Origin of the sequence: Nonomuraea sp. LPB2021202275-12-8 (genome assembly GCF_037044575.1) — a bacterium.
Lineage (GTDB): Bacteria > Actinomycetota > Actinomycetes > Streptosporangiales > Streptosporangiaceae > Nonomuraea.
On record NZ_JBAHWD010000007.1, the window covers coordinates 154,567 to 176,195 of the forward strand.

Below are 21,629 nucleotides of genomic sequence, written 5' to 3' on the forward strand. Positions count from 1 at the left end.
GGCATCGTTGTATGGTCCCTTAGTCGGCGTGTGCAAATAATGTCTACGCTTACTAACGTCGTCTGAGGAGTATTCTATGCCTCTCGCCCTGTTCGCTCTCGCGATCAGTGCCTTCGGTATCGGCACCACCGAGTTCATCATCAACGGGCTGCTTCCCGACCTGGCCACAGACTTCGGCGTGACGATCCCGGCCGCGGGGCTGCTGGTGTCCGGATACGCCCTGGGCGTGGCCGTCGGCGGGCCGCCGCTGACCATGCTCGGCGGTCGCCTGTCCCGCAAGACCATGCTGCTCGCGCTGATGCTGCTGTTCATCGCGGGCAACCTGCTCTCCGCTCTCGCCCCCTCCTACGGCGTGCTCATGGTGGGCCGGTTCCTGGCCGCCTTCTCGCACGGCGCCTACTTCGGCGTCGGCTCCGTGGTCGCCGCGGACCTGGTCGCGCCGCAGAAGCGGGCGAGTGCGATCGCCCTGATGTTCACCGGCCTCACGCTCGCGAACGTCCTCGGCGTGCCGGCCGGCACCTGGATCGGCCAGGCCTTCGGCTGGCGGTCCACGTTCTGGGTCGTGGTGGTGATCGGCGTCGCCGGCCTGGTCGGCGTGCTCGCGCTGGTGCCGAGGCAGCCGCGGCCTCAGGGCGGCGTGCTGCGCGAGCTCGCCACCTTCCGCAGCGGCGGTGTCTGGCTGGCGCTCGCGATGACCGTGTTCGGGTTCGCTCCCGTGTTCGCGATGATCACCTTCATCTCGCCGATCATGACCGGGGTGGGCGGATTCTCGCCGGGGGCGGTGCCGCTCGTCATGGCCGTGTTCGGCGTCGGCCTGGTCGCCGGCAACCTGATCGGCGGCAGGCTCGCCGACCGGGCCGTCATGCCCAGCATCTACGGCTCCGTGGGGCTGCTCACGCTGCTGGCCGTGGTGGTCGCGCTGGTGGCGGGGAACCAGGTCGGGTTCGTGATCGCGATCACCCTGTTCGGCGTGGCGGCCTTCGCCACCGTGCCGCCGCTGCAGACCCGCGTCCTGGACACCGCCGCCGGCGCCCCCACGCTCGCCTCCGCGGCCAACATCGGCGCCTTCAACCTGGGCAACGCGATCGGCTCCTTCGCGGCCGGCCTCACGATCGACGCCGGTCTCGGCTACACCGCCCCGGCCTGGACGGCCGCGGTCCTCGGGCTGATCGGGCTCGCGGTGGCGGGCCTCGCGGGCCTCCAGGCGCGCAGGCCGGTCGCCGCCGCCGCACAGGCGGTCCAGGTGGAACGCGCCGGCGCGGCATGACGGAAGGGCCGGTACGGAAGCCGTACCAGCCCTTTGTCACGAAATATCAGTGCTTACTGGACTCGTGGGCGAGCAGCCACTCCTTCACCGGGACGCCGTAGTAGTAGCCGCCGAAGCCGCCCGTGGTCGGCAGCACCCGGTGGCAGGGCACGAACGGCGCGATCAGGTTCTGGGCGCAGGCCGACCCCGCCACACGTGCCGCGGTCCGCGGCAGGCCCGCCCGCACGGCCAGCTCCGCGTACGACACCGTGGTGCCCGGCTTGACCTCGCGCAGGACCTCGTGGAGGCGCCTGCGGGTGGGCGAGCCCGGCTGCTCGACGGGGATGGCGTCCAGCGCTTCGAGGTCGCCGTCGAAGTAGTCGCGCACCGCCTGGGCGACCGGCCCGAGGTCGTCGACGCCGTCCAGGCCCTCGGCCTGCAGCGCGGGCGTGAGCCGCGCGAACATCTCCTTGGGGTCGGCGGTGAAGCCGGCGGCGACGAGCACCCCGTCGCGCACCAGCACGGACAGCACGCCGATCGGGGTGGGCAGGATCTGGGCGTTGATCATGAGTGACTCCAGAGGTGAAGGGCGGCGTAGGCCCGCCAGGGGCGCCACCGCTCGAGGTGTTCCTTCGGGATGTCCAGGGCGGCCATGCGCCGGTCGAGCACCAGGTCCCCGGTGGGCCAGGCGTCGGGGTCGCGCAGCGCGCGCAGGGCGATGTAGCTGGCGGTCCACGGCCCGATGCCGGGGATCGAGAGGAGCTCCTTGACCGCCTCGGCGGGCTCCTGGGCGCCGTCCAGGTCGATCAGGCCGCCGTCGACGCGGACGGCCAGCTCCTTGAGCGTGTCGATCCGCCGGTTCGTCAGCCCGAGCCCGGCGAGATCGGCCGCGAGCAGCTCGGCGGGGGTGGGGAAGAGGTGACCTTCGGCGGTCGTGGGACGTCCGGCTCGCGCGACCATCCGGCCGAGCAGGGTGCGCGCGCCCGCGACGGAGATCTGCTGCCCCACCACCGCCCGCACCGCGAGCTCGAACCCGTCGAACGTCCCCGGCACCCGCAGGCCGGGCCGGGCCGCGACGAGCGGGGCGAGGGAGGTCTGGGCCAGCGCCTCGGCGATGGCGGCCGGGTCGGCGTCGAGGTCCAGCAGCCGGCGGCAGCGCGCGACGATGCGGGCGAGCTGCCGGGTGTCGTCCACGGACACGTCGAGTGCCAGGTGCCCGCGCTGCGGGGTGAGGGTGATCGTCCCGCCGGGGACGGCACGGCTGTAGGAGGTCGCGTCCGCCACCTCCAGCCCGGGGATGGCGCGGGAGGCGAGGAAGCCGAAAACGCCTTCGACGTCGTACGGCTCCCGCGCGTGCAGGCGCAGCCGGAGCGTGGCCGGCGCGGCGGTGAGGACCGGCTCGCCGGCCGTGGAGCCGTCGCCGCCGGTGACCTCCCTGGCGGGGCCGGCGACGGCGCGGGAGGCGGGGCCCCCGGCCGTGGCGCGCAGCTCGCTCGGCGTGAAGCCGTACGTCTCCCGCATGGTCGCGTTGAACTGCCTGACGCTGCCGAAGCCCGCCGCGAACGCCACGTCGGTCACCGGCAGCGCCGTCTCCGTCAGCAGTTGCTTGGCCAGCAGCAGCCGCTTGGTCCTGGCGACGGCCAGCGGCCCGGCGCCGAGCTCGGCGACGAACAGCCGGTGCAGGTGGCGTTCGGTGATGTGCAGCCGCCTGGCCAGGCCCGCCACGCCGTCCTCGTCGGCGGCGCCGTCGTCGATCAGGCGCAGCGCGCGGCCGACGAGGTCGCCGCGGAGATCCCACCCCGGATCGCCGGGGGAGAGCTCGGGGCGGCAGCGCTTGCACGGCCGGAACCCCGCGGCCTCGGCCGAGGCGGCGTGCCGGTAGAAGCGCACGTTGCGCGAGGCGGGCGTGCGCGCCGGGCAGATGGGACGGCAGTAGATCCGGGTCGTCGTCACCGCCGTGTAGAACCGCCCGTCGAACCGGGCGTCCCTGGCCGAGACGGCCCGGTAGCAGGAGTCGAAGTCGAGCTCTGTTGGTGACATGCCTCCGAGACTAGGCGCTGGCCGCGGGCCCCGGCTGGCGGGAATCGGACCTCACCGTGAAATCGCAGGTCAGCAGGCAGGAGGGGGTGACTGGCGGGAATCGGACCAGGCGTTCCGGCCTCTTCGGCGGCCTTGGGAGGAGAAGCGCTCGATCGGCGTCGCGCTCCCGGTGCCCTGGAGTGGCATGCCTCGGCCGCCGGCTACGGCGTCCCCGCGAAAAGCCGGCGGCGACGCCGCTTACCTGTCCATCAAGGGCCTGCGCGACCTCGCCTACGGCATTCTCGGCCTGGCCCTGCTCGCCTTCGCGGGCGGCACCGCCGCGGGGTGGTTCATGCTGGTCGTCGCCCTGGTGCCGCTCGGCGACACCGTCATCGTGCTGCGGCACGGCGGCACGAAGGCGGTCGCCTTCGGCATCCACTTCGCCACGGCCGTGGTCGTGCTCATCGACGCGGCCCTGCTTCTCATGACCTGACGGCACCATGCAGGCCGGCCTCCGCGGCGCGCGCCGTTCCGGGCGAGATGTCCTCTGTACGCCCGGACGGCGCTCCCGGCGGGTCACTTGGACGAGACGCCGACTCCCAGGTCGAACTCGCGGTAGACGCGGGCCCAGAAGCCGTCGCGCAGCCACACCCGTGCCTCCGGGTAGGGGCGCAGCGAGTGTCCCAGCTCCTTCTCCGCCTCGATCAGCAGCTCGGTGTCGATCACCGTCGGCAGGATCGGCCCCGGCAGCAGGTCGCGGATGTTGTCGCGGCCACGCGTCAGGATCCACTTCTGCGCCACGTGCTCGCCCACGTCCTCCACGCGTGGCCGGCTCGGGCCGAGCTTGGCCACCTGGCCGGGCTTGACGTGCGGCTTGACCGGGGCGCGGCCGGCGAACACCTGCGCCGGGGACGGCGCGACGGCCGGCGGGGCCACCGGGACGGGCTGGGGAGCGCGGCTGAAAAAGGACCTCAGGAAATCAGCGCTGATCACTTCAACGGTGTCGGACTCCCAGACCAGTCGTTCGGCCTGGTTGGTGCCGTATGGCGGCTCGACACCCCACAGGTGGATGCGCACCCCGTAGGCCTGCGCCGCCTCCACCGCCGGAACCATGTCCTCATCACCGGCGAGCAGGATCGTGTCCGTTACGGCATGGTGCCTCGCCAGCGCCTCCAGATCGCTCCTGATCTGCGCGTCCACGCCTTTCTGCTGGCCGCGGGCGTTCAGGTTGCCAAGCCGGACCTTGACCCAGGGAAGCTGGGCGATGACCCGCTGATCGACGGTGGGCACACGGTCACGGGCTGCGTCATACCAATAGATCCGCAGCAGCTCTCCAGATATACGTTCCTCTGCATGTTTCTGTAGACTCTGGATGAGCTCATCGGCGGCCACACGATATTCCTTGCGTTCCTTGGCACCGAGTAGCACTTCACCTGCGGCAGCGTAGAGATAACCGACATCCACAAGGATGGCGTACTTCGCTGCCACAGGATGCGGCATGAGGTCTGGGATGGCCATGATGTCCTCCAGGCCGCGGCGTTAGTTGATCGGCCGACTATATACGCCTACTTTCTCTAGATAGTCCCAACTCCCGGGGAACTTGACACCCGATTCCCGGGATCTATCTAGGGTTGGGCGCTCATCCGCCAAGCCGACTTCCCTGGAGCGAGTGTCTTACGCATGCTTCTAGCCGGGTTTCGCCATGTTCGGCTGCGGGGAGCGGGTGACGGCGGCTCGGCCTGCCGGGCGGCGAGGACGGCGACCAGGGCGGCGATCTCTTCCGGGGTCGCGTCGCCGCGGACGATGCGCAGGTGATCGCTCATAGCGGGATGTTCCCATGCTTCTTCGGCGGCAGGGAGGCGCGCTTGTTGCGCAGAGCCCCCAGCGCTCTGACGACCTGGGCCCGGGTCTCGGACGGGCGGATCACCGCGTCCACGTAGCCGCGCTCGGCCGCGATGTACGGATTGGCCAGCGTGTCCTCGTACTCGGTCACCAGCCTGGCCCGCTCCGAGTCGGGCTCGGCTGAGGCGGCAAGCTCGCGCCTGTAGAGGATGTTGACGGCGCCCTGCGCGCCCATGACCGCGATCTGCGCGGTGGGCCAGGCCAGGTTGACGTCCGCGCCCAGGTGCTTGGAGCCCATGACGTCGTAGGCCCCGCCGTACGCCTTACGCGTGATCACCGTGACAAGCGGCACGGTGGCCTCCGCGTAGGCGTAGAGGAGCTTGGCGCCGCGGCGGATGATTCCGTTCCATTCCTGATCCGTTCCTGGGAGGAATCCTGGCACATCAACAAAAGTCAGGATCGGGATATTGAAAGCATCACATGTTCGAATAAAACGAGCGGCCTTCTCGGATGCGTCGATATCCAGGCATCCGGCGAAATGCATGGGCTGGTTGGCCACCACGCCCACCGGTCGCCCGTCGACGCGCCCGTACCCGACCACGATGTTCGGCGCGAACAGCGCGTGGACCTCCAGGAACTCGCCCTCGTCCAGCACGTGCTCGATGACCCGGTGCATGTCGTACGGCTGGTTGGCCGAGTCCGGGATCACCTCGTCCAGCTCGGGGGCGGGCTCCAGGTCCTCGGCCGCCCCGAACTCCGGGGCGTCGTCCAGGTTGTTGGAAGGCAGGTAGGACAGCAGCGCCTTGACGTATTCGAGGGCGTCGTCCTCGTCCGAGGCCTGGTAGTGGGCCACGCCCGACTTGGTGTTGTGCGTGTGGGCGCCGCCGAGCTGCTCGAACGTCACCTCCTCGCCGGTGACCGTCTTGATCACGTCCGGGCCGGTGATGAACATCTGCGACGTCTGGTCCACCATGACGACGAAGTCGGTCAGCGCGGGGGAGTAGACGTGCCCGCCGGCCGCCGCGCCCATGATGAGCGAGATCTGCGGGATGACGCCGGAGGCGTGCACGTTGCGCTTGAAGATCTCGGCGTACAGCCCGAGCGCGACCACACCCTCCTGGATGCGCGCGCCGCCGCCCTCGTTGATGCCGATGATCGGGCAGCCGGTCTTGAGCGCCAGGTCCAGCACCTTGACGATCTTCTCGCCGTACACCTCGCCGAGCGAGCCGCCGAACACGGTGACGTCCTGCGAGAACACGCACACCTGCCGCCCGTCGACGGTGCCGTGGCCGGTGATCACGCCGTCGCCGTACGGCCGCCGGTTCTCCAGGCCGAACATGGTCGAGCGGTGCCTGGCGAACTCGTCGAACTCCACGAACGAGCCCTCGTCCAGCAGCGCGAGCACCCGCTCGCGAGCCGTCATCTTGCCCTTGGCGTGCTGCTTCTCCACCGCGGCCGCCGACCCGGCGTGGGCGGCCTCGTCGAGCCGCCGCTCCAGATCGGCGATCTTTCCTGCGGTGGTATGAATGTCCGGCAAGTCCGGCATCGGGTCAGCAGCACTCATGCGCGCAAGGGTAAACCCTGCTCGTACAGTGGTTCCATGACGGATGCGGTTCGCACCACCGCCCTATTCAAACGATACGGAGCACAGGTCGCGGTCGCGGGCGTCGACCTCGTCGTTCCGGCAGGAAGCTTCGCCGGTCTCGTCGGGCCCAACGGAGCCGGCAAGACGACCACGCTCAGCATGATCACCGGCCTCCTCCGCCCCGACGGCGGCCAGGCCGAGATCGACGGCCTGCACGTTTGGCGCGACACCCTTGAAGTGAAGGCGCGCATCGGTGTGCTGCCCGAAGGGCTGCGCCTGTTCGAGCGGCTGTCCGGCCGCGAGCTGCTGCTCTACAACGGCAGGCTGCGCGGCATCCCCAAGGCCGAGGTCGAGCGGCGCGCCGCCGACCTGCTGCAGGTGATGGACCTGGCCGAGGCCGCCGACAAGCTCGTCGTCGACTACTCCACCGGCATGCGCAAGAAGATCGGCCTGGCCGCGGCACTGCTGCACAACCCGTCGGTGCTCTTCCTCGACGAACCGTTCGAAGGCGTCGACCCCGTCAGCGCCGAGACGCTCACCGAGGTGCTGCGACGCTTCACCGCCTCCGGCTCCACCGTGATCTTCTCCAGCCATGTCATGGACCTCGTCGAGCGGCTGTGCGACTGGGTGTCGGTGATGAGCCGCGGGCACATCGTGGCCCAGGGGCCGCTGGCCGAGGTCCGCGCCGGGCGCAGCCTCAACCAGGCCTTCCTGGAGCTCGTCGGCCGCTCACCCGACCAGGGGGAGGCCGGCCTGACCTGGCTGGGATCCAGGGACGAGCGATGAGCACGGTCGCGCTCTTCGCCGGACTCAAGATCCGCCTGCTGGCCGGCAACCTCCGCGGCGACCTGGCCCGCAAGCTCGGCTTCGGCTTCACGCTGGCCATGGCCGTGCTGACGGCCCTGCTCGGCTTCTTCCTCATGAGCCTGGTCCGGCTGGCGCCCCCCGAGGTCGCGGCCGACATCGTCATCGTCGTGTTCACCGTCCTGCTCGTGAGCTGGATGATCGTGCCGCTGCTCGCCTTCGGCCTGGACGACACGCTCGACCCGTCGCGGCTGTCGCTGTTCCCACTGCCGACCGGCCGGCTCGCGGTCGGCATGTTCACCGCCTCCGCCACCGGCGTGTGGCCGCTGGTGACCCTGATCGTCACCGTCGGCGCGCTCACCGGGCTCGCCTCCGGCGCGGGCGGCATCCTGCTCGGGATCCCCGCGGTGCTCCTGCAGTTCGCGCTCTGCCTGGTCGCCTCCAGGCTCGTCACCACCTCGCTGTCCAGCGCGCTGCGCACCAGGCGCGGCCGCGACGTGCTGGCCGTCGCGGCGATCGGCGCCGTGCTCGTCTTCCAGCTCCCCAACCTGCTGGTGAACAGCAACCTCGGCGACCCCCTGGCGCTGCTGCACGGCGCCGCGAGCGTGCTGCGCTGGACCCCGTCCGGCCTGGCCGCGCACGCCATCGCCGACGGCGGGATCACCGGCCTGGCCGAGCTCGCCATCGTGGCGCTCGTCGTGGTCGCCGCCGCCTGGCTGTGGATCAAGGCGCTGGGCCGGGCCCTGGTCACGCCCGACGTCTCCAACCAGGCGGCCTCCGTACGCAAGGAGAGCGGCCTGGTCGACCGCTTCCTGCCTGACGGACCGCTGGCGGCCGTGGTGACCAAGGAGCTCAAGTACATCCGGCGCGAGCCCCGTTACCGGGTCGTCTGGTTCAGCGCGGTCGTCGTCACCGCGGTGCTGGCCTTCTCGATCGGCAACCAGAGCGACGGCCCGGCGGGCCCCGGGCTGCCGATCGTCCTCACCGGGACGGGCGGGCTGATGATCGCCATCCAGCTCGGCAACGCGTTCGGCATCGACGGCCGCTCCCTGTGGATGAACGCCGTGGCCATCGGCTCCGAACGCGGCCTCAGCATCGACCTGGCCGGCCGCCACCTCGCCAACGCGCTGGTAGCCGCCCCGCTGCTGCTGGCGATCGCCATCGGCGCGGGGCTGTTCACCGGCAACCCGGGGGCGATCGCCTGGGCCCTGTTCGCCGGCCTCGGCGCGCTCGGCGTCGGCTTCGGCGTCGGCTCGGTGACCAGCGTGGTCATCCCGTACACCGTGCCGGAGCGGCTCAACGCCTTCACCGGCGCCGCCCCCGGCCAGGGCGGCCAGGCGCTCGCCTCCTCCATGGCGGCGCTGGCCGGCATCACGCTGCTGTCGGTGCCGTTCGTGATCGCCATCGCCTTCGGCGCCCTGTGGGTGTGCGCGCTCGCGCCCTTCTACGGCCTGCTCGCCGAGGTGCTCGGCCGCAGGCTCGGCTCGAAGATCGGCTACGCCCGGATGCCTGAGCTGCTGGCGGCGGTCTCGAAGCCCACCTGAGCATTGGTCTAGTCCAATAACTGAGACCGGTCTGCGGCTGTCATGACCGACTCTGTACCCTTCGAAGCATGATTGACCAGGGGCTTGAGCATCGCAGCACTGCCGTGACCGAGATGCCGGACGAGCTGCGCCGCGACGTGCGGTTGCTCGGCAAGCTGCTCGGGCAGGTCATCGCCGAGCAGGGTGGCGCTGACCTGCTCGCAGACGTCGAACGCCTACGCAAGGCGGTCATCGCCGCCCGCAGAGGAGAGGTGTCGGGCGACGAGATCGCCGCGATGGCGGCCGGATGGGAAATCGACCGGGCCGTCCAGATCGCCCGTGCCTTCACCTGCTACTTCCACCTGGCCAACCTGGCGGAGGAGCACTACCGCATCCGCATCCTGCGCGAACGCGACACCGGCGACCAGGTGCAGCGCGAGTCGCTCGCCGAGGCGGTCCACGACCTCGGCCGCGAGCGGGTCGCCGAGCTGGTCGAGGACCTGGAGCTGCAGCCCGTCCTGACCGCGCACCCGACCGAGGCCCGCAGGCGCGCCGTCGTCACCGCCATCCAGCGCATCAGCGGCCGGCTCACCGACTACAACACGCCCGGCCGCGGCGCTTCCGAGCGCGCCGAGGACGAACGCCGCCTGCTGGAGGAGATCGACCTCCTGTGGCGCACGGCGCAGCTCCGCAACACCAAGCTCGACCCGCGCGACGAGGTGCGCACCGCCATGGCCGCCTTCGACGAGACGCTGTTCCGGATGGTGCCGCAGGTCTACCGCTCGCTCGACGCCGCGCTCGGCGACGACACCGGCACCCGGCCCCCGCTGGCCAAGCCGTTCATCCGCTACGGGAGCTGGATCGGCGGCGACCGCGACGGCAACCCCAACGTCACCTCCAAGGTCACCCGCGACACCATCCAGATCCAGTCCGAGCACGTGCTCACCGCCCTGGAGGCGGCCTGCTCGCGCATCGCCCGCACGCTGACCGCCTCCGCCCAGTTCGCCCAGGCTTCGCCGGAGCTGCGCGCCGCGCTGGACGCCGCCGTCGACGCCCAGCCCGAGATCGTCTCCGAGCTCGCCACCCGCTCGCCGAACGAGCCGCACCGGCAGTGGATGCTGTTCGTGGCCACCCGCATCGCCGCCACCCACCGCCGCGACCTCGACCTGGCCTACCGCGCCCCCGCGGAGTTGCTCGCCGACCTGCGCCTGGCCCAGGACTCCCTGGCCGAGCACGCCGTACGGCAGGCGTACGGAGAGCTGCAGCACCTCATCTGGCAGGTGGAGACGTTCGGCTTCCACCTGGCGGAGCTGGAGGTGCGTCAGCACTCCCAGGTGCACGCGGCTGCCCTGGAGGAGCTGCGAGCCGGCGGCGCGCTCTCCGAGCGCACCGAGGAGGTCCTGGCCACGATCCGGGTCATCGCCTGGATCCAGGAGCGGTTCGGCGTCACCGCCTGCTCCCGCTACGTCGTCTCCTTCACCCGCTCCGCCGACGACATCGCCGCCGTCCACGAGCTCGCCGGGCACGCCCTCGGCAACCGCAGCGCGGTCCTGGACGTGGTGCCGCTCTTCGAGTCCGGCGAGGACCTGGCCAACTCCCCGCGCGTGCTCGCGGGCATGCTGGAGATCCCGCAGGTCCAGGAGCGCCTCGCGGCCACCGGCAGGCGCCTGGAGATCATGCTCGGCTATTCCGACTCGGCCAAGGAACTCGGCCCGGCGGCCGCCACCCTGCGCCTGTACGAGGCCCAGGAGCAGCTCACCGCCTGGGCCGCCGAGCACGACGTGAGGCTGCGCATGTTCCACGGCCGCGGCGGCGCGCTCGGCCGGGGCGGCGGCCCCGCCAACCGCGCCGTGCTGGCCCAGGCCCCCGGCTCGGTGGCAGGTCGCTTCAAGGTCACGGAGCAGGGCGAGGTCATCTTCGCCCGCTACGGCCACATCGCGATCGCCCGCCGCCACATGGAGCAGGTCGCCAACGCCGTCCTCATAGCCTCCTCGCCCACAGTCGGCTCCCGCACCGCCGCTGCCGCCGACCGCTTCCGCCCCATCGCCGAGGAGGTCGCCCGCGCCTCCGAGCAGGCCTACCGCGCCCTGACGGAGGCCCCCGGCTTCCCCGAATGGTTCGCCCTGGTCAGCCCCCTGGAGGAGATCGGCTCGCTGCGACTCGGCTCCCGCCCCGCCCGCCGCGGCCTCGGCGCCCCGCGCTCCCTCGACGACCTGCGCGCCATCCCCTGGGTCTTCGCCTGGGCCCAGACCCGCGTCAACCTCCCCGGCTGGTACGGCCTGGGCACCGGCCTCGCCTCGGCCGCCTCCCTGGAGGAGCTCCAGGCGGCCTACGCCGAATGGCCGCTGTTCAACGCCCTGCTGGACAACGCCGAGATGTCGCTGGCCAAGACCGACCGCTCGATCGCCGAGCGCTACCTGGCACTCGGCGGCAGGCAGGACTTCGCCGACCAGGTCCTGGCCGAGTACGACCGCACCCGGACGCTCGTCCTGCGGGTGACGGGGCACCGGCGCCTCCTGGAGAACCGCAAGGTCCTCTCCCGCGCCGTCCAGCTCCGCGACCCGTACGTGGACGCCCTGTCCCACCTGCAGTTGCGGGCGCTGACGGCGCTCCGCACGGGAGAGCCGTCGGAGCGGGAGCGCGAGAGGCTGTCGACGCTGCTACTTCTGTCGGTCAACGGGGTGGCCGCCGGGCTGCAGAACACCGGCTGACAGGACGCCCCGGACGATCAGGAACTGGGCGGCGATGTAGGTCGTCATCAGCACGGTGCCGCGGCCGCTGAAGTCCGTCCCCGTCACGCCGAGCCCCACCAGGAGGTCGGAGAACGCGAACAGCCCGCCGCCGATCCCGGCGACCGGGTTGACCCCGCTCGCGAAGGCCGCCATCGTCACCAGGGCCAGGCCGTACAGGAGCACCGGCACCGCCAGCCCGCCCAGCGGCCCCCACAGCATCACCCCGGCGACCACCCACACCAGCAGGTACCCGGCCGCGCCCCAGCGCAGCCGGGCGCCTGCCCGGACGAAGACGACGATGTAGCAGATCTGCATGACCAGGAAAGACGTCATCCCGATGACGAAGGCGACCTGACCCTCCACGAGCAGTGCGACATCCCCGGCCGCGGCGAACACCAGCCCGGCGGCCAGCAGCCGGTGCCGGGGCACTGTCCGCAGCACGTACGCGGCCAGCACCGGGCAGAGCAGCGGCTTGGTCGCCCACTCCAGTGCCTCGACGCCCAGCGTCACGGAGATCAGGTTGGCCACGGCGAGTACGCCGAACAGAATGAGCATTTCCGACACTCCGCCAGATCGGCCGGTGCCGGCACGGGGCCACCGGGTTCGCCATCACCTTAACGTGAGCCTCGCTCACCTGGCCGACGGGAAGGTCCGGCCACGAGAGGTGACCGGACCTTCGGCACGCGCTCCCTAGCCGAGGCTGTCGAAGAAGGCCCGGACGTCAGAGGTGAGGGCGTCCGTCGCGGTGTGGGCCGTGTAGTGGCCGCGGGCCGGAGCCGGCAGCGTCTTCCAGGAGACGATGTTGGCGTGGTCGCGGTTCGCGAACGGCCGGATGGACTTGAAGTCGCCGTCTCCCATCGCCAGGCCGATCGGCACGGTGGTGGGCTCCGTGGGCTGCTCGGCCCGCGTGTTCTCCCAGTAGAGGCGCAGCGCGGAGCCGGCCGTGCCGGTGAACCAGTAGATGGCCGCGTTGGTCAGGACGAAGTCGTCGTCCAGGTCCTCGTCGAGGAGCTGGGCCAGCCAGCCGACCAGCCCGGCGGGGGAGTCGGCGATGGCGTGGGCGAGGGTCTGCGGCTGCTGCGAGTGCAGCACGTTGAAGGCGCCCTTCTCCTTCCAGAACCAGTCGAGCACGGCCAGGCCCGCCTGGTCCTCCTCGGTCAGACCGGCGAACTCGGCGGGGTCGCCCGACGGGAAGGAGAAGATCTGGGTGACGTGCACGCCGACGACGTGGTCGGGGTCGATCCGGCCGATCTCGGGGGAGATCATCGAGCCGGCGTCGTTGCCGACGGCGCCGTAGCGCTCGTAGCCGAGGCGGGACATCAGCTCGGCCCATGCGCGGGCGATGCGCTGGTTGTTCCAGCCGAGCTCCTTGGTCGGGCCGGAGAAGCCGTAGCCGGGCAGCGACGGGATGACCAGGTGGAAGTGGCGCGACAGGGGCTCGACGGCGTCGAAGTACTCGGCGATCGAGCCGGGCCAGCCGTGGGTCAGGATGAGGGGCAGCGCGTCGGGGTTCTCGGAGCGGACGTGCAGGAAGTGGATGTCCTGGCCGTCGATCTCGGTGGTGAACTGGGGAAACCCGTTGATCCGGGCTTCGACCGCGCGCCAGTCGAAGCCGTCGCGCCAGTGGGTGATCAGGCGCTTGACGCGCTCGACGGAGACGCCCTGGTCGGCGCCGGGGATCTCGTCGGTGAAGCGGGTCAGGGCCAGGCGGGCCTGAAGGTCGTCGAGGTCGGCCTGGGAGATCTCGACGCGGAAGGGGCGGATCGCGGTGCTCATGGATGCTCCCGGAGGTAGAGCGGAACAACTTGTTCTGTTCCAACTGTAGCAGAACGGAACGCTTCATTCCACTCCAATGCGATACTGGCCCGCATAGATGTTGCAGCGTTCGTCGCGCAGGAACCCCACCAGGGCCATCCCGAACTCCCTGGCCAGCTCCACGGCCAGGGAGGAGGGAGCCGAGACCGCGCACACCGCCGGGACGCCGGCCGTCAGCGCCTTCTGCATGATCTCGTAGCTGGCCCTGCCGCTGACCATGAGAACGTGGCCGGACATAGGAGCGCTCGCCCGAGCGCAGCTCGACCGGAACGCCGTCGGGCGGGCCGAGCCGGTCCGCGTCGTACTCGCTCATCAGCTCAGCTTCGCGCATCGCCCCGTCGAAGCCGTCGAGGCGCTCGCGGACCATGCAGTTGAACTGCTTGCCGCGCCGGGAAGGGGCCGGTGACGTGCGCGAAGATGGAGGGATGACGCGATACTCCGACCTGGACCGTCCGCCCCTGTCCGAGGCGGCCCTCAACCGCGCCCTCGTGCGGCCGGGCTCGCTGTGGACCGGCGTCACCGTTGTGGACAGCACCGGCTCGACCAACGCCGACCTCGCCCTCGACGCGCGCGGCGGCGCCGGGGAGGGCGCGGTGCTGGTGGCCGAGGAGCAGCTCGCCGGCCGCGGTCGGCTGGGCCGCACCTGGACCGCCCCGCCGCGCGCAGGGTTGACGTTCTCCGTCCTGCTCAGGCCGTCCGTGCCGGTGGCCGCGTATGGCTGGCTGCCGCTGCTGTTCGGCGTGGCCGCGGCCTCGGCGGTGCGCAGGCTGGCCGAGGTGGACGTGCGCCTCAAGTGGCCGAACGACCTGCTCGTCGGCGAGCGCAAGCTGGCCGGCGTCCTCGCTGAGCAGGCCGAGGGCGCCGTGGTCGTCGGCATGGGCCTGAACGTGCTGCTGAAGCCGGGCGAGCTCCCCGTCGAGACGGCGACCTCGCTGGCCATCGAGCAGGCGGCGTGCCTGGACCGCGATCCGCTGCTCAGGGCGGTGCTCAGAGAGGTCGAAACGCACTACCGCGAGTGGGCCGACGCGGGCGGCGACGCCGATGCCTGCGGGCTACGTGCCGCCTACCTGGCCGCCTCCGCCACGGTCGGCCGCCAGGTCAGGGTGGAGCTGCCGGGCGGCGCCGTGCTCGCCGGCACGGCCACCGGCATCGACCGGGCCGGCCACCTCCAGGTGGCGGCGGGCGGCGAGACCTTGGCGCTGAGCGCGGGCGACGTCGTGCACGTTCGGCCAACGGCGTAGCCCCGGAAGGGGCGAGGGTGGCACCATTTGCGCATGACCATTCCCGACCACCATCTGACGCAGGGCGAGCGGCGGGTGCGGTCCTTCCACCCCCACTGGAAGCGGCTCATCGTCCCGTTCCTCGCACTCGTCCTCATCGCCGCGGGCACCGGCGCGGCGATCTACTTCATACCGGGCGAGTGGGAATACTCCTCCTATGCCAGGATCGCGGTCGGCGTCATCGGGGTGCTCCTGTTGACGGTCTGGTCGTTCGTCCCCTACCTGCAGTGGAAGAACACGGGTTACGTGCTCACCACCCACCGCTTCACGATCAGCACCGGCGTGCTCAACAAGTCGACGGACGAGATCCCGATGACCAAGGTCAACACGGTGAGTTCCGACCAGACGTTCGCCGAGCGCATGCTCGGCTGCGGCACGCTGGTCGTGGAGTCGGCCGGCGACAGGGGCCGGATCGTGCTGCGTGACATCCCGAAGATCCAGGACGTCCGCATGGACCTGTTCCGTCTGGTCGAGGACGCCTCCGACGGCGAGCTCGACGGTCGGTAACCTGCTGGGCGTGGCGGAGCGCAGGCCGACGGCCGAGGAGATCGAGCAGCTGCTGTCCGGCATGCCCGCCCGCTACGCCAGGCACGAGGTCTCGGCCCGGGCCGGGGTCTCCCGCGAGCTGGCCGAGCGGATCTGGCGGGCGCTCGGCTTCGCCACGCTGGCCGACGACGCCGTGGCCTTCTCCGACGCCGACGTGGACGCGCTGGTCCGGGTGCGCAAGATGCTCGACAGCGAGCTGCTCGACGAGGAGACCGTCATCCGGATGGCCCGCGCGCTCGGCCAGACCACGTCCAGGCTGGCCCAGTGGCAGGCCGAGATCGTGATCGGCAGGATGCTCCCGCAGGGCGACGAGCCGACGGCCGAGGACCTCGGCAGGGTGCTGCGCACCGCCCAGAAGCTGCTGCCCGACTTCGAGCGGTTGCTCATCCACGTCTGGCGGGCCCAGCTCGGCGCCGCCGGCACCCGGTTGCTGGCGATCGCGGACCTGAACGACGAGCTCGTGCCGAGCCGCGTGTCGCTGGCGGTGGGCTTCGCTGATCTGGTGTCGTTCACCCGGCGCTCCCGCGAGCTCGACGAGCGGGAGCTGGCCGCGCTGGTGGAGGGGTTCGAGGCGCGCGCCTCCGACGTGGTCGCCGTCCACGGCGCCCGGCTGGTCAAGACCCTCGGCGACGAGGTGCTGTTCACCGCGCCCACCCCGGCCCGGGCGGCGGCGATCGCGCTCGACCTGGTCGAGGCGGAGGAGCTGCGCATCGGCCTGGCCTACGGTCCGGTGCTGCCCGTGATGGGCGACGTCTTCGGCCCCACCGTCAATCTGGCCGCCAGGCTCACCGCCATCGCCAAGCCCGGCACGATCGTCGTCGACGCCGCGCTGGCCGAGGGGCTGGCCGGCGAGCGCGGTTTCGTCACCCACAAGCTCAGGCGCAGGCCGGCCAGAGGCCTCGGCGTGGTGCAGCCCTATGTCTTGCGGAGATCATCCCTCTGACACAAGATGGCTGCCATGCCGTACGAAGTGCAGGGCGTGATCGCCCGGGGCAAGGGCCAGGAAGTTTCCATCGAGACGGTGATCGTGCCTGATCCGGGTCCCGGCGAGGCGGTGGTGAACGTGCAGGCCTGCGGGGTCTGCCACACCGACCTGCACTACCGGGAGGGCGGCATCAACGACGAGTTCCCGTTCCTGCTGGGGCACGAGGCCGCGGGCGTGGTCGAGGCGGTCGGCGAGGGCGTCACCGGGCTGGAGCCGGGTGACTTCGTCATCCTCAACTGGCGGGCGGTGTGCGGTCAGTGCCGTGCCTGCCTGCGCGGCAGGCCGTGGTACTGCTTCGCCACCCACAACGCCACCCAGAAGATGACGCTGGCCGACGGCACCGAGCTCTCACCCGCGCTGGGCATCGGCGCGTTCCTGGAGAAGACGCTGGTCGCCGCCGGGCAGTGCACCAAGGTGTCGGCCGAGGCGCCCGCGTCGGTCGCCGGGCTGCTGGGCTGCGGTGTGATGGCCGGGATCGGCGCCGCCATCAACACCGGAGGCGTCACCCGCGGCGACTCGGTCGCGGTGATCGGGTGCGGCGGGGTCGGTGACGCGGCGGTCCTCGGCGCGTCACTCGCCGGGGCAGCCAAGATCATCGCGGTGGACGTGGACGACCGCAAGCTGGAGTGGGCGCGCGGCTTCGGCGCCACCGACACCGTCAACTCCAGCACCGGCGACCCGGTCGAGGCGATCCGCGACCTCACCGGCGGCTTCGGCGCCGACGTGGTGATCGAGGCCGTGGGCCGCCCGGAGACCTACAAGCAGGCCTTCTACGCCCGCGACCTGGCCGGCACCGTCGTCCTCGTCGGCGTGCCGACGCCGGAGATGCGGCTGGAGCTGCCGCTGCTCGACGTGTTCGGCCGCGGCGGGTCGCTCAAGTCGTCGTGGTACGGCGACTGCCTGCCCAGCCGCGACTTCCCGATGCTCATCGACCTGTTCCTGCAGCACCGGCTGCCGCTGGACAGGTTCGTGTCGGAGACGATCGCGCTCGACGAGGTCGAGGAAGCGTTCGCCAAGATGCGGCGCGGTGACGTGCTGCGCTCGGTGGTGATCCTCTAGATGCTCGACAGGGTCATCACCTCGGGAACGTTCTCGCTCGACGGTGGCACGTGGGACGTCGACAACAACGTCTGGCTGGTGGGCGGCGCCCGTGAGGTGATCGTCATCGACGCCGCGCACGACGCGCGGGCCATCGCCCAGCGGGTGGGCGAGCGCGACGTCAAGGCCATCGTCTGCACGCACGCGCACAACGACCACATCAACGCGGCGGCCGAGCTCGCCGAGCTGACCGGCGCGCCGATCCGGCTGCACCCCGCCGACGAGGTCCTCTGGTCGCAGGTGTACGGGGACTCGGTGCCGTACGTTCCCCTGGCCGACGGCGAGAAGATCGAGGCCGGCGGGATCTCGCTGGAGGTGCTGCACACCCCGGGCCACTCGCCCGGGGCGGTCTGCCTGTACGCGCCGGACGTGTGCGTGCTGTTCAGCGGCGACACGCTGTTCAAAGGCGGGCCGGGGGCGACCGGGCGCTCCTACTCGTCGTTCCCCACGATCGTCGATTCGATCAGGGACAAACTGCTGACGCTGCCTCCCGAGACGGTCGTGCACACCGGGCACGGCGACTCGACGTCGATCGGGACCGAGGCGCCGCATCTGGAGGAGTGGATCGCCCGAGGTCACTGAACCCTCGCGGGGTCGTCAGCCACTGTGGCCCACCTAACATAGGCAAGCCTTACTTAAGTGAGCTATCTTAGGTGTGCCTAACCAAAGATGGCTCACTTCCCTTGAGAGGCTCGCCCCAGATGTACGTGTGCGTTTGCCGCGCAGTGACCGAGAACGAGGTTCACGACTGCATCGCAAGCGGCGCCCGAAGCGCGAAGCAAGTTCGCGACACCACGGGTGCTGGAGGGGACTGCGCTTCTTGTGTGCGGAAGATTTGTGCGATCCTGAAGCGGTCTGACGCACTGACCACCGCTTAGCACAAGGGGCCCGTTCATGCAGGGCGACAAGCAGATCATCGAGTTGCTCAACGAGCAGCTCACCGCGGAGCTCACAGCGATCAACCAGTACTTCCTCCACGCCAAGATGCAGGAGAACTGGGGCTACACCAAGCTGGCCGAGTACACCCGTGAAGAGTCGATCGACGAGATGCGCCACGCCGAGCGGCTCACCGATCGCATTCTCTTCCTGGAAGGACTGCCCAACTACCAGCGGCTCGGCACGCTGCACATCGGGCAGACGGTGCGCGAGCAGCTCAGGGCGGACCTGGAGGTCGAGCTTTCGGTGGTGCAACGGCTCCGGCCGGGCATCCAGCTCATGAGGGAGAAGGGCGACGTGACCTCCGCCAGGATCTTCGAGGAGATCCTTGAGGACGAGGAGAAGCACATCGACTACCTCGAGACCGAGCTCGGGCTCATGGAGACCCTCGGTGAGCAGCTCTACCTGGCCCGCTACGCCGAGCCGCCGTCCTCGGACTCGGACTGAGATCACGCCTGACGCCCGCCCTGGGGGAGTTCTCGCGCTCCTCCGGGCGGGCTGACGCGTTTTCGGGGCCGGCGCGGCGCGACACGCCCGGGAGTGGATTGACGGTGTCACCGCGGGGCATGCTCGTGTATTGGTTTCCTCCCCGAGAATCGCGGTAATTTAATCACGACTAACCGATGTTTAGCCGTGTTTGGCCAGGTCAATGGATAGGTCAACGACGAGTCAAACCGTGCGCTGTGCCCGGGAAACGATCCTCTAAGGTCCTACGATCGCTTCATGACCTGCGTACTTCTCGCCGAGGATGACACCTCGATTTCCGAGCCGCTCGCGCGCGCCCTGCGCCGCGAGGGCTATCAGGTTGAGGTGAGCCCCGACGGCCCGCAGGCCCTGGAGAGGGCTCTGTCGGGGGGCATCGACCTGATCGTTCTTGACCTTGGCCTGCCTGAGATGGACGGCCTGGAGGTGGCTCGCCGGATACGTGCCGAAGGGCACGGCACCCCGGTGCTGATCCTCACAGCCCGCGTCGACGAGGTCGACACCGTCGTCGGACTCGACGCCGGCGCCGACGACTACGTCACCAAACCGTTCCGGCTCGCCGAACTGCTCGCCCGCGTGCGGGCGCTGCTGCGCCGCGGCACCTCCGAGACCCCGGTGGTCCAGGGGGTCCGCATCGACGCCGACTCCCGCCGTGCCTGGATGGGAGAGAAGGAGCTGCACCTGACGACCAAGGAGTTCGACCTGCTCAGGGTCCTGGTCCGCGACGCCGGCAAGGTGGTGACGCGCGAGCAGATCATGAGGGAGGTGTGGGACACCAACTGGTGGGGCTCCACCAAGACTCTCGACATGCACATCTCGTGGCTGCGCCGCAAGCTGGGCGACGACGCCGCCAAGCCCCGTTACATCACCACTGTCCGGGGAGTCGGCTTCCGCTTCGAACGCGAGTAGGCATGCGCCGACGCCTGCTCACCTCCACCCTGGTCGTCGCGGTCATCGCCGTTCTGCTGCTCGGGGTGCCTCTGGGCCTCGTGGTCAGCCGACTGATCGTCGACGAGGCCGCCCAGGAGCTCAGGGCGGAGGCGACGCGCCTGGTGGGGGAGGTCGAGTACGCCCGCATCCAGGAGACGCCGCTCGACCCCAAGCAACTGGAGCAGAAGTATCCGGACCGCTACATCCAGATCTTCGAGCGCGGGAACCCTCCCAAGGCCACCATCGTCGGCACCCCGCCGTCTTCGGGGGAGCAGATGACCGAGGACGCCGAGTCCGACAGCGGCATCTTCGTCCGGGTGAGCCGCGACCGGGCCCAGATAGAGCAGGACGTCTATGCCCGCCTGCTGCTGATCGTGGCCCTGGCCGTCGCGGCTCTCGCGGTCGCGGTGGGTCTGGCCATCGTGCAGTCGCGCCGGTTGACGCTGCCCTTGCAGGACCTGGCCAAGATCGCCGAGCGGCTCGGCTCGGGTGACGCCCGGCCGAGCAAGCACCGCTACGGCATCCCCGAGCTGGACAAGGTGGCCCAGGTCCTGGACCGCAGCGCCACCCGCATCTCCGACCTGCTCACCCGTGAGCGCGAGTTCGCGACCGACGCCTCCCACCAGCTCCGCACCCCGTTGACCGGGCTCACCATGCGGCTGGAGGAGATCGTCGCGGCCTCCGACCAGCCCGTGGTGGTGCGGGAGGAGGGCGAAGCGGCCATCGTGCAGGCCGAGCGGCTCACAGCGGTGATCGACGAGCTGCTGGCCGCGGCCCGCAGGCAACGCCACGCCCAGGCGGAGCCGGTCTCCATCGACGAGGTGCTCATCCAGCAGGTGACCGAGTGGCAGCCGGTCTTCCGCGGCGTGGGCCGCACGCTGGTGCTCGAAGGCACCCGCGACCTCAAGGCCCTGGCCACCACCGGAGGGTTCGGCCAGGTCATCGCGACCCTGCTGGAGAACTCCCTGCGCCACGGCGGCGGCACCGTCACGGTGACGACGAGCTGCGGCGACAACTATGTGGTGATCGAGGTGGCCGACGAGGGGGCGGGCATCCCGGACGAGATCGCGCCCAAGATCTTCGAGCGGAGCGTGAGCGGGGGCGGTGGCACCGGTCTCGGCCTGACGCTCGCGCGCGCCCTGGCCGCCGCCGACGGCGGACGGCTGGAGCTGGTACGGCGGCGTCCGGCGAAGTTCGCGATCTTCCTGCGTCCCACCGACGACAACGGCCGCAACCGGGTGGTCAGCGGTCCTGCCTGATCCCGGCCTCAGGGAGCTCGGCCGGGATGGGCTCGGTCGCCTCCAGGAACACCCACTTCTTGTACGACCAGTAGCGGAAGAGGGTGCCGAGGCCGACGCCGATGATGTTGGCGATGTTGAGGCTGACGATGTCGTCGAGGTGCAGGGTGTAGGTGACGAAGCCGATCACCAGCACGCCGAACAGCAGCGCGATGCCGTTGAGCAGGAAGAACAGGAAGTATTCACGGCCCAGACCGCTCTGCTCCCGATCCCGGAACGTGTAGTAGCGGTTGCCCAGGTAGGCGAACGTGATCGAGATGACGGCCGCCAGCACCTTGGAGGTCATCGGCCCCAGGCCGAACAGGGCCAGGGACAGGTTGTACATGCCGGTGTCGACCACGAAAGCGGCGGCGCCGACCGTTCCGAACTTGCCCAGCTCGTGGAACACCAGGGAAACGAGTCGCTGGTAGAGGCGTTTGAGAACCTGCACGTCTCTTGCTCGGCCCTTCCCTAGTCATGGATGACCATCTCAGCCTACCGGCGTACCTTACTGCCCCGCGTCAGCGT

Annotated in this window: 22 protein-coding genes and 1 pseudogene; 14 read left to right on the plus strand and 9 right to left on the minus strand. The window is 70.4% G+C overall.

Annotation, left to right across the window (positions count from 1 at the left end; genetic code table 11):
• Positions 1-76 precede the first annotated feature (76 nt).
• A complete protein-coding gene (locus tag V5E28_RS16010) occupies positions 77-1,267 on the plus strand; it encodes an MFS transporter (protein ID WP_336207680.1) in 1,191 nt (396 codons plus the stop codon).
• 46 nt (positions 1,268-1,313) lie between these two features.
• Here the strand turns inward: V5E28_RS16010 and V5E28_RS16015 are convergent, their stop codons facing one another.
• Together V5E28_RS16015 and V5E28_RS16020 are read right to left on the minus strand one after the other, a co-directional pair.
• Complete coding sequence (locus V5E28_RS16015) at positions 1,314-1,814, minus strand: methylated-DNA--[protein]-cysteine S-methyltransferase (protein ID WP_336207681.1); 501 nt, start codon at positions 1,812-1,814, stop codon at positions 1,314-1,316.
• On the minus strand, positions 1,811-3,286 hold the full coding sequence (locus tag V5E28_RS16020) for a DNA-3-methyladenine glycosylase 2 family protein (RefSeq protein ID WP_336207682.1): 1,476 nt from the start codon (positions 3,284-3,286) through the stop codon (positions 1,811-1,813). The genes V5E28_RS16015 and V5E28_RS16020 overlap by 4 nt, the downstream gene beginning before the upstream one ends.
• Between V5E28_RS16020 and V5E28_RS16025 the strand changes: the two genes are divergently transcribed.
• The gene (locus V5E28_RS16025; RefSeq protein ID WP_336207683.1) at positions 3,285-3,758 is read left to right on the plus strand and encodes a DUF4267 domain-containing protein; all 474 of its coding nucleotides are present in this window, start codon (positions 3,285-3,287) and stop codon (positions 3,756-3,758) included. The genes V5E28_RS16020 and V5E28_RS16025 overlap by 2 nt on opposite strands.
• 83 nt (positions 3,759-3,841) lie before the next feature.
• On the opposite strand, the gene V5E28_RS16030 is transcribed toward V5E28_RS16025, so the two are convergent.
• From V5E28_RS16030 to V5E28_RS16040, 3 genes are all read right to left on the minus strand, one after another.
• Positions 3,842-4,783: an NYN domain-containing protein gene (locus tag V5E28_RS16030; RefSeq protein ID WP_336207684.1), complete on the minus strand. Its 942-nt coding sequence runs from the start codon at positions 4,781-4,783 to the stop codon at positions 3,842-3,844.
• 107 nt (positions 4,784-4,890) lie between these two features.
• Positions 4,891-5,088: an acyl-CoA carboxylase subunit epsilon gene (locus tag V5E28_RS16035; protein WP_336207685.1), complete on the minus strand. Its 198-nt coding sequence runs from the start codon at positions 5,086-5,088 to the stop codon at positions 4,891-4,893.
• Positions 5,085-6,671: an acyl-CoA carboxylase subunit beta gene (locus V5E28_RS16040; RefSeq protein ID WP_336207686.1), complete on the minus strand. Its 1,587-nt coding sequence runs from the start codon at positions 6,669-6,671 to the stop codon at positions 5,085-5,087. Before V5E28_RS16040 ends, V5E28_RS16035 begins: the two co-directional genes overlap by 4 nt.
• A 36-nt stretch (positions 6,672-6,707) precedes the next feature.
• Here V5E28_RS16040 and V5E28_RS16045 point away from each other — a divergent pair, with 36 nt between their 5' ends.
• From V5E28_RS16045 to V5E28_RS16055, 3 genes are all read left to right on the plus strand, one after another.
• The gene (locus tag V5E28_RS16045; protein WP_336207687.1) at positions 6,708-7,478 is read left to right on the plus strand and encodes an ABC transporter ATP-binding protein; all 771 of its coding nucleotides are present in this window, start codon (positions 6,708-6,710) and stop codon (positions 7,476-7,478) included.
• Positions 7,475-9,040: a hypothetical protein gene (locus tag V5E28_RS16050; protein WP_336207688.1), complete on the plus strand. Its 1,566-nt coding sequence runs from the start codon at positions 7,475-7,477 to the stop codon at positions 9,038-9,040. Before V5E28_RS16045 ends, V5E28_RS16050 begins: the two co-directional genes overlap by 4 nt.
• Before the next feature lie 68 nt (positions 9,041-9,108).
• The gene (locus tag V5E28_RS16055) at positions 9,109-11,730 is read left to right on the plus strand and encodes a phosphoenolpyruvate carboxylase (protein WP_336207689.1); all 2,622 of its coding nucleotides are present in this window, start codon (positions 9,109-9,111) and stop codon (positions 11,728-11,730) included.
• On the opposite strand, the gene V5E28_RS16060 is transcribed toward V5E28_RS16055, so the two are convergent.
• The 3 genes and pseudogenes from V5E28_RS16060 to V5E28_RS16070 form a co-directional block, all read right to left on the minus strand.
• Positions 11,680-12,306 (minus strand): lysoplasmalogenase, encoded by a 627-nt coding sequence (locus V5E28_RS16060; RefSeq protein ID WP_336207690.1) that lies wholly within the window; start codon positions 12,304-12,306, stop codon positions 11,680-11,682. The two genes, V5E28_RS16055 and V5E28_RS16060, sit on opposite strands and share 51 nt — an antisense overlap.
• A gap of 135 nt (positions 12,307-12,441) precedes the next feature.
• Positions 12,442-13,527, minus strand: a complete 1,086-nt coding sequence (locus V5E28_RS16065) for an epoxide hydrolase family protein (RefSeq protein WP_336207691.1) — start codon at positions 13,525-13,527, stop codon at positions 12,442-12,444.
• 63 nt (positions 13,528-13,590) lie between these two features.
• Positions 13,591-13,806, minus strand: a pseudogene (locus tag V5E28_RS16070) (formate dehydrogenase accessory sulfurtransferase FdhD); the annotation flags it as partial.
• A gap of 185 nt (positions 13,807-13,991) precedes the next feature.
• Between V5E28_RS16070 and V5E28_RS16075 the strand changes: the two are divergent.
• The 9 genes from V5E28_RS16075 to V5E28_RS16115 all read left to right on the plus strand — a co-directional run bounded on the left by V5E28_RS16075 (position 13,992) and on the right by V5E28_RS16115 (position 21,083).
• On the plus strand, positions 13,992-14,807 hold the full coding sequence (locus V5E28_RS16075) for a biotin--[acetyl-CoA-carboxylase] ligase (RefSeq protein ID WP_336207692.1): 816 nt from the start codon (positions 13,992-13,994) through the stop codon (positions 14,805-14,807).
• 33 nt (positions 14,808-14,840) lie between these two features.
• Positions 14,841-15,353: a PH domain-containing protein gene (locus V5E28_RS16080; protein WP_336207693.1), complete on the plus strand. Its 513-nt coding sequence runs from the start codon at positions 14,841-14,843 to the stop codon at positions 15,351-15,353.
• 10 nt (positions 15,354-15,363) lie between these two features.
• The gene (locus V5E28_RS16085) at positions 15,364-16,335 is read left to right on the plus strand and encodes an adenylate/guanylate cyclase domain-containing protein (protein ID WP_336207694.1); all 972 of its coding nucleotides are present in this window, start codon (positions 15,364-15,366) and stop codon (positions 16,333-16,335) included.
• 15 nt (positions 16,336-16,350) lie between these two features.
• On the plus strand, positions 16,351-17,436 hold the full coding sequence (locus tag V5E28_RS16090; protein WP_336207695.1) for an S-(hydroxymethyl)mycothiol dehydrogenase: 1,086 nt from the start codon (positions 16,351-16,353) through the stop codon (positions 17,434-17,436).
• Complete coding sequence (locus V5E28_RS16095) at positions 17,437-18,057, plus strand: MBL fold metallo-hydrolase (RefSeq protein WP_336207696.1); 621 nt, start codon at positions 17,437-17,439, stop codon at positions 18,055-18,057.
• 119 nt (positions 18,058-18,176) lie between these two features.
• Complete coding sequence (locus V5E28_RS16100; RefSeq protein WP_336207697.1) at positions 18,177-18,353, plus strand: (2Fe-2S)-binding protein; 177 nt, start codon at positions 18,177-18,179, stop codon at positions 18,351-18,353.
• 16 nt (positions 18,354-18,369) lie between these two features.
• Positions 18,370-18,858, plus strand: coding sequence for a bacterioferritin (gene bfr, locus V5E28_RS16105; RefSeq protein WP_336207698.1), 489 nt, complete (start codon positions 18,370-18,372; stop codon positions 18,856-18,858).
• Positions 18,859-19,134: 276 nt separating this feature from the next.
• Positions 19,135-19,803: a response regulator transcription factor gene (locus V5E28_RS16110; RefSeq protein ID WP_043620820.1), complete on the plus strand. Its 669-nt coding sequence runs from the start codon at positions 19,135-19,137 to the stop codon at positions 19,801-19,803.
• A gap of 2 nt (positions 19,804-19,805) precedes the next feature.
• Positions 19,806-21,083: an ATP-binding protein gene (locus V5E28_RS16115; protein WP_336207699.1), complete on the plus strand. Its 1,278-nt coding sequence runs from the start codon at positions 19,806-19,808 to the stop codon at positions 21,081-21,083.
• On the opposite strand, the gene V5E28_RS16120 is transcribed toward V5E28_RS16115, so the two are convergent.
• Positions 21,067-21,552 carry a GtrA family protein gene (locus tag V5E28_RS16120; RefSeq protein ID WP_336207700.1) on the minus strand — a complete coding sequence of 162 codons (486 nt, stop codon included), beginning with the start codon at positions 21,550-21,552 and terminating at the stop codon, positions 21,067-21,069. The two genes, V5E28_RS16115 and V5E28_RS16120, sit on opposite strands and share 17 nt — an antisense overlap.
• Positions 21,553-21,629 lie beyond the last annotated feature (77 nt).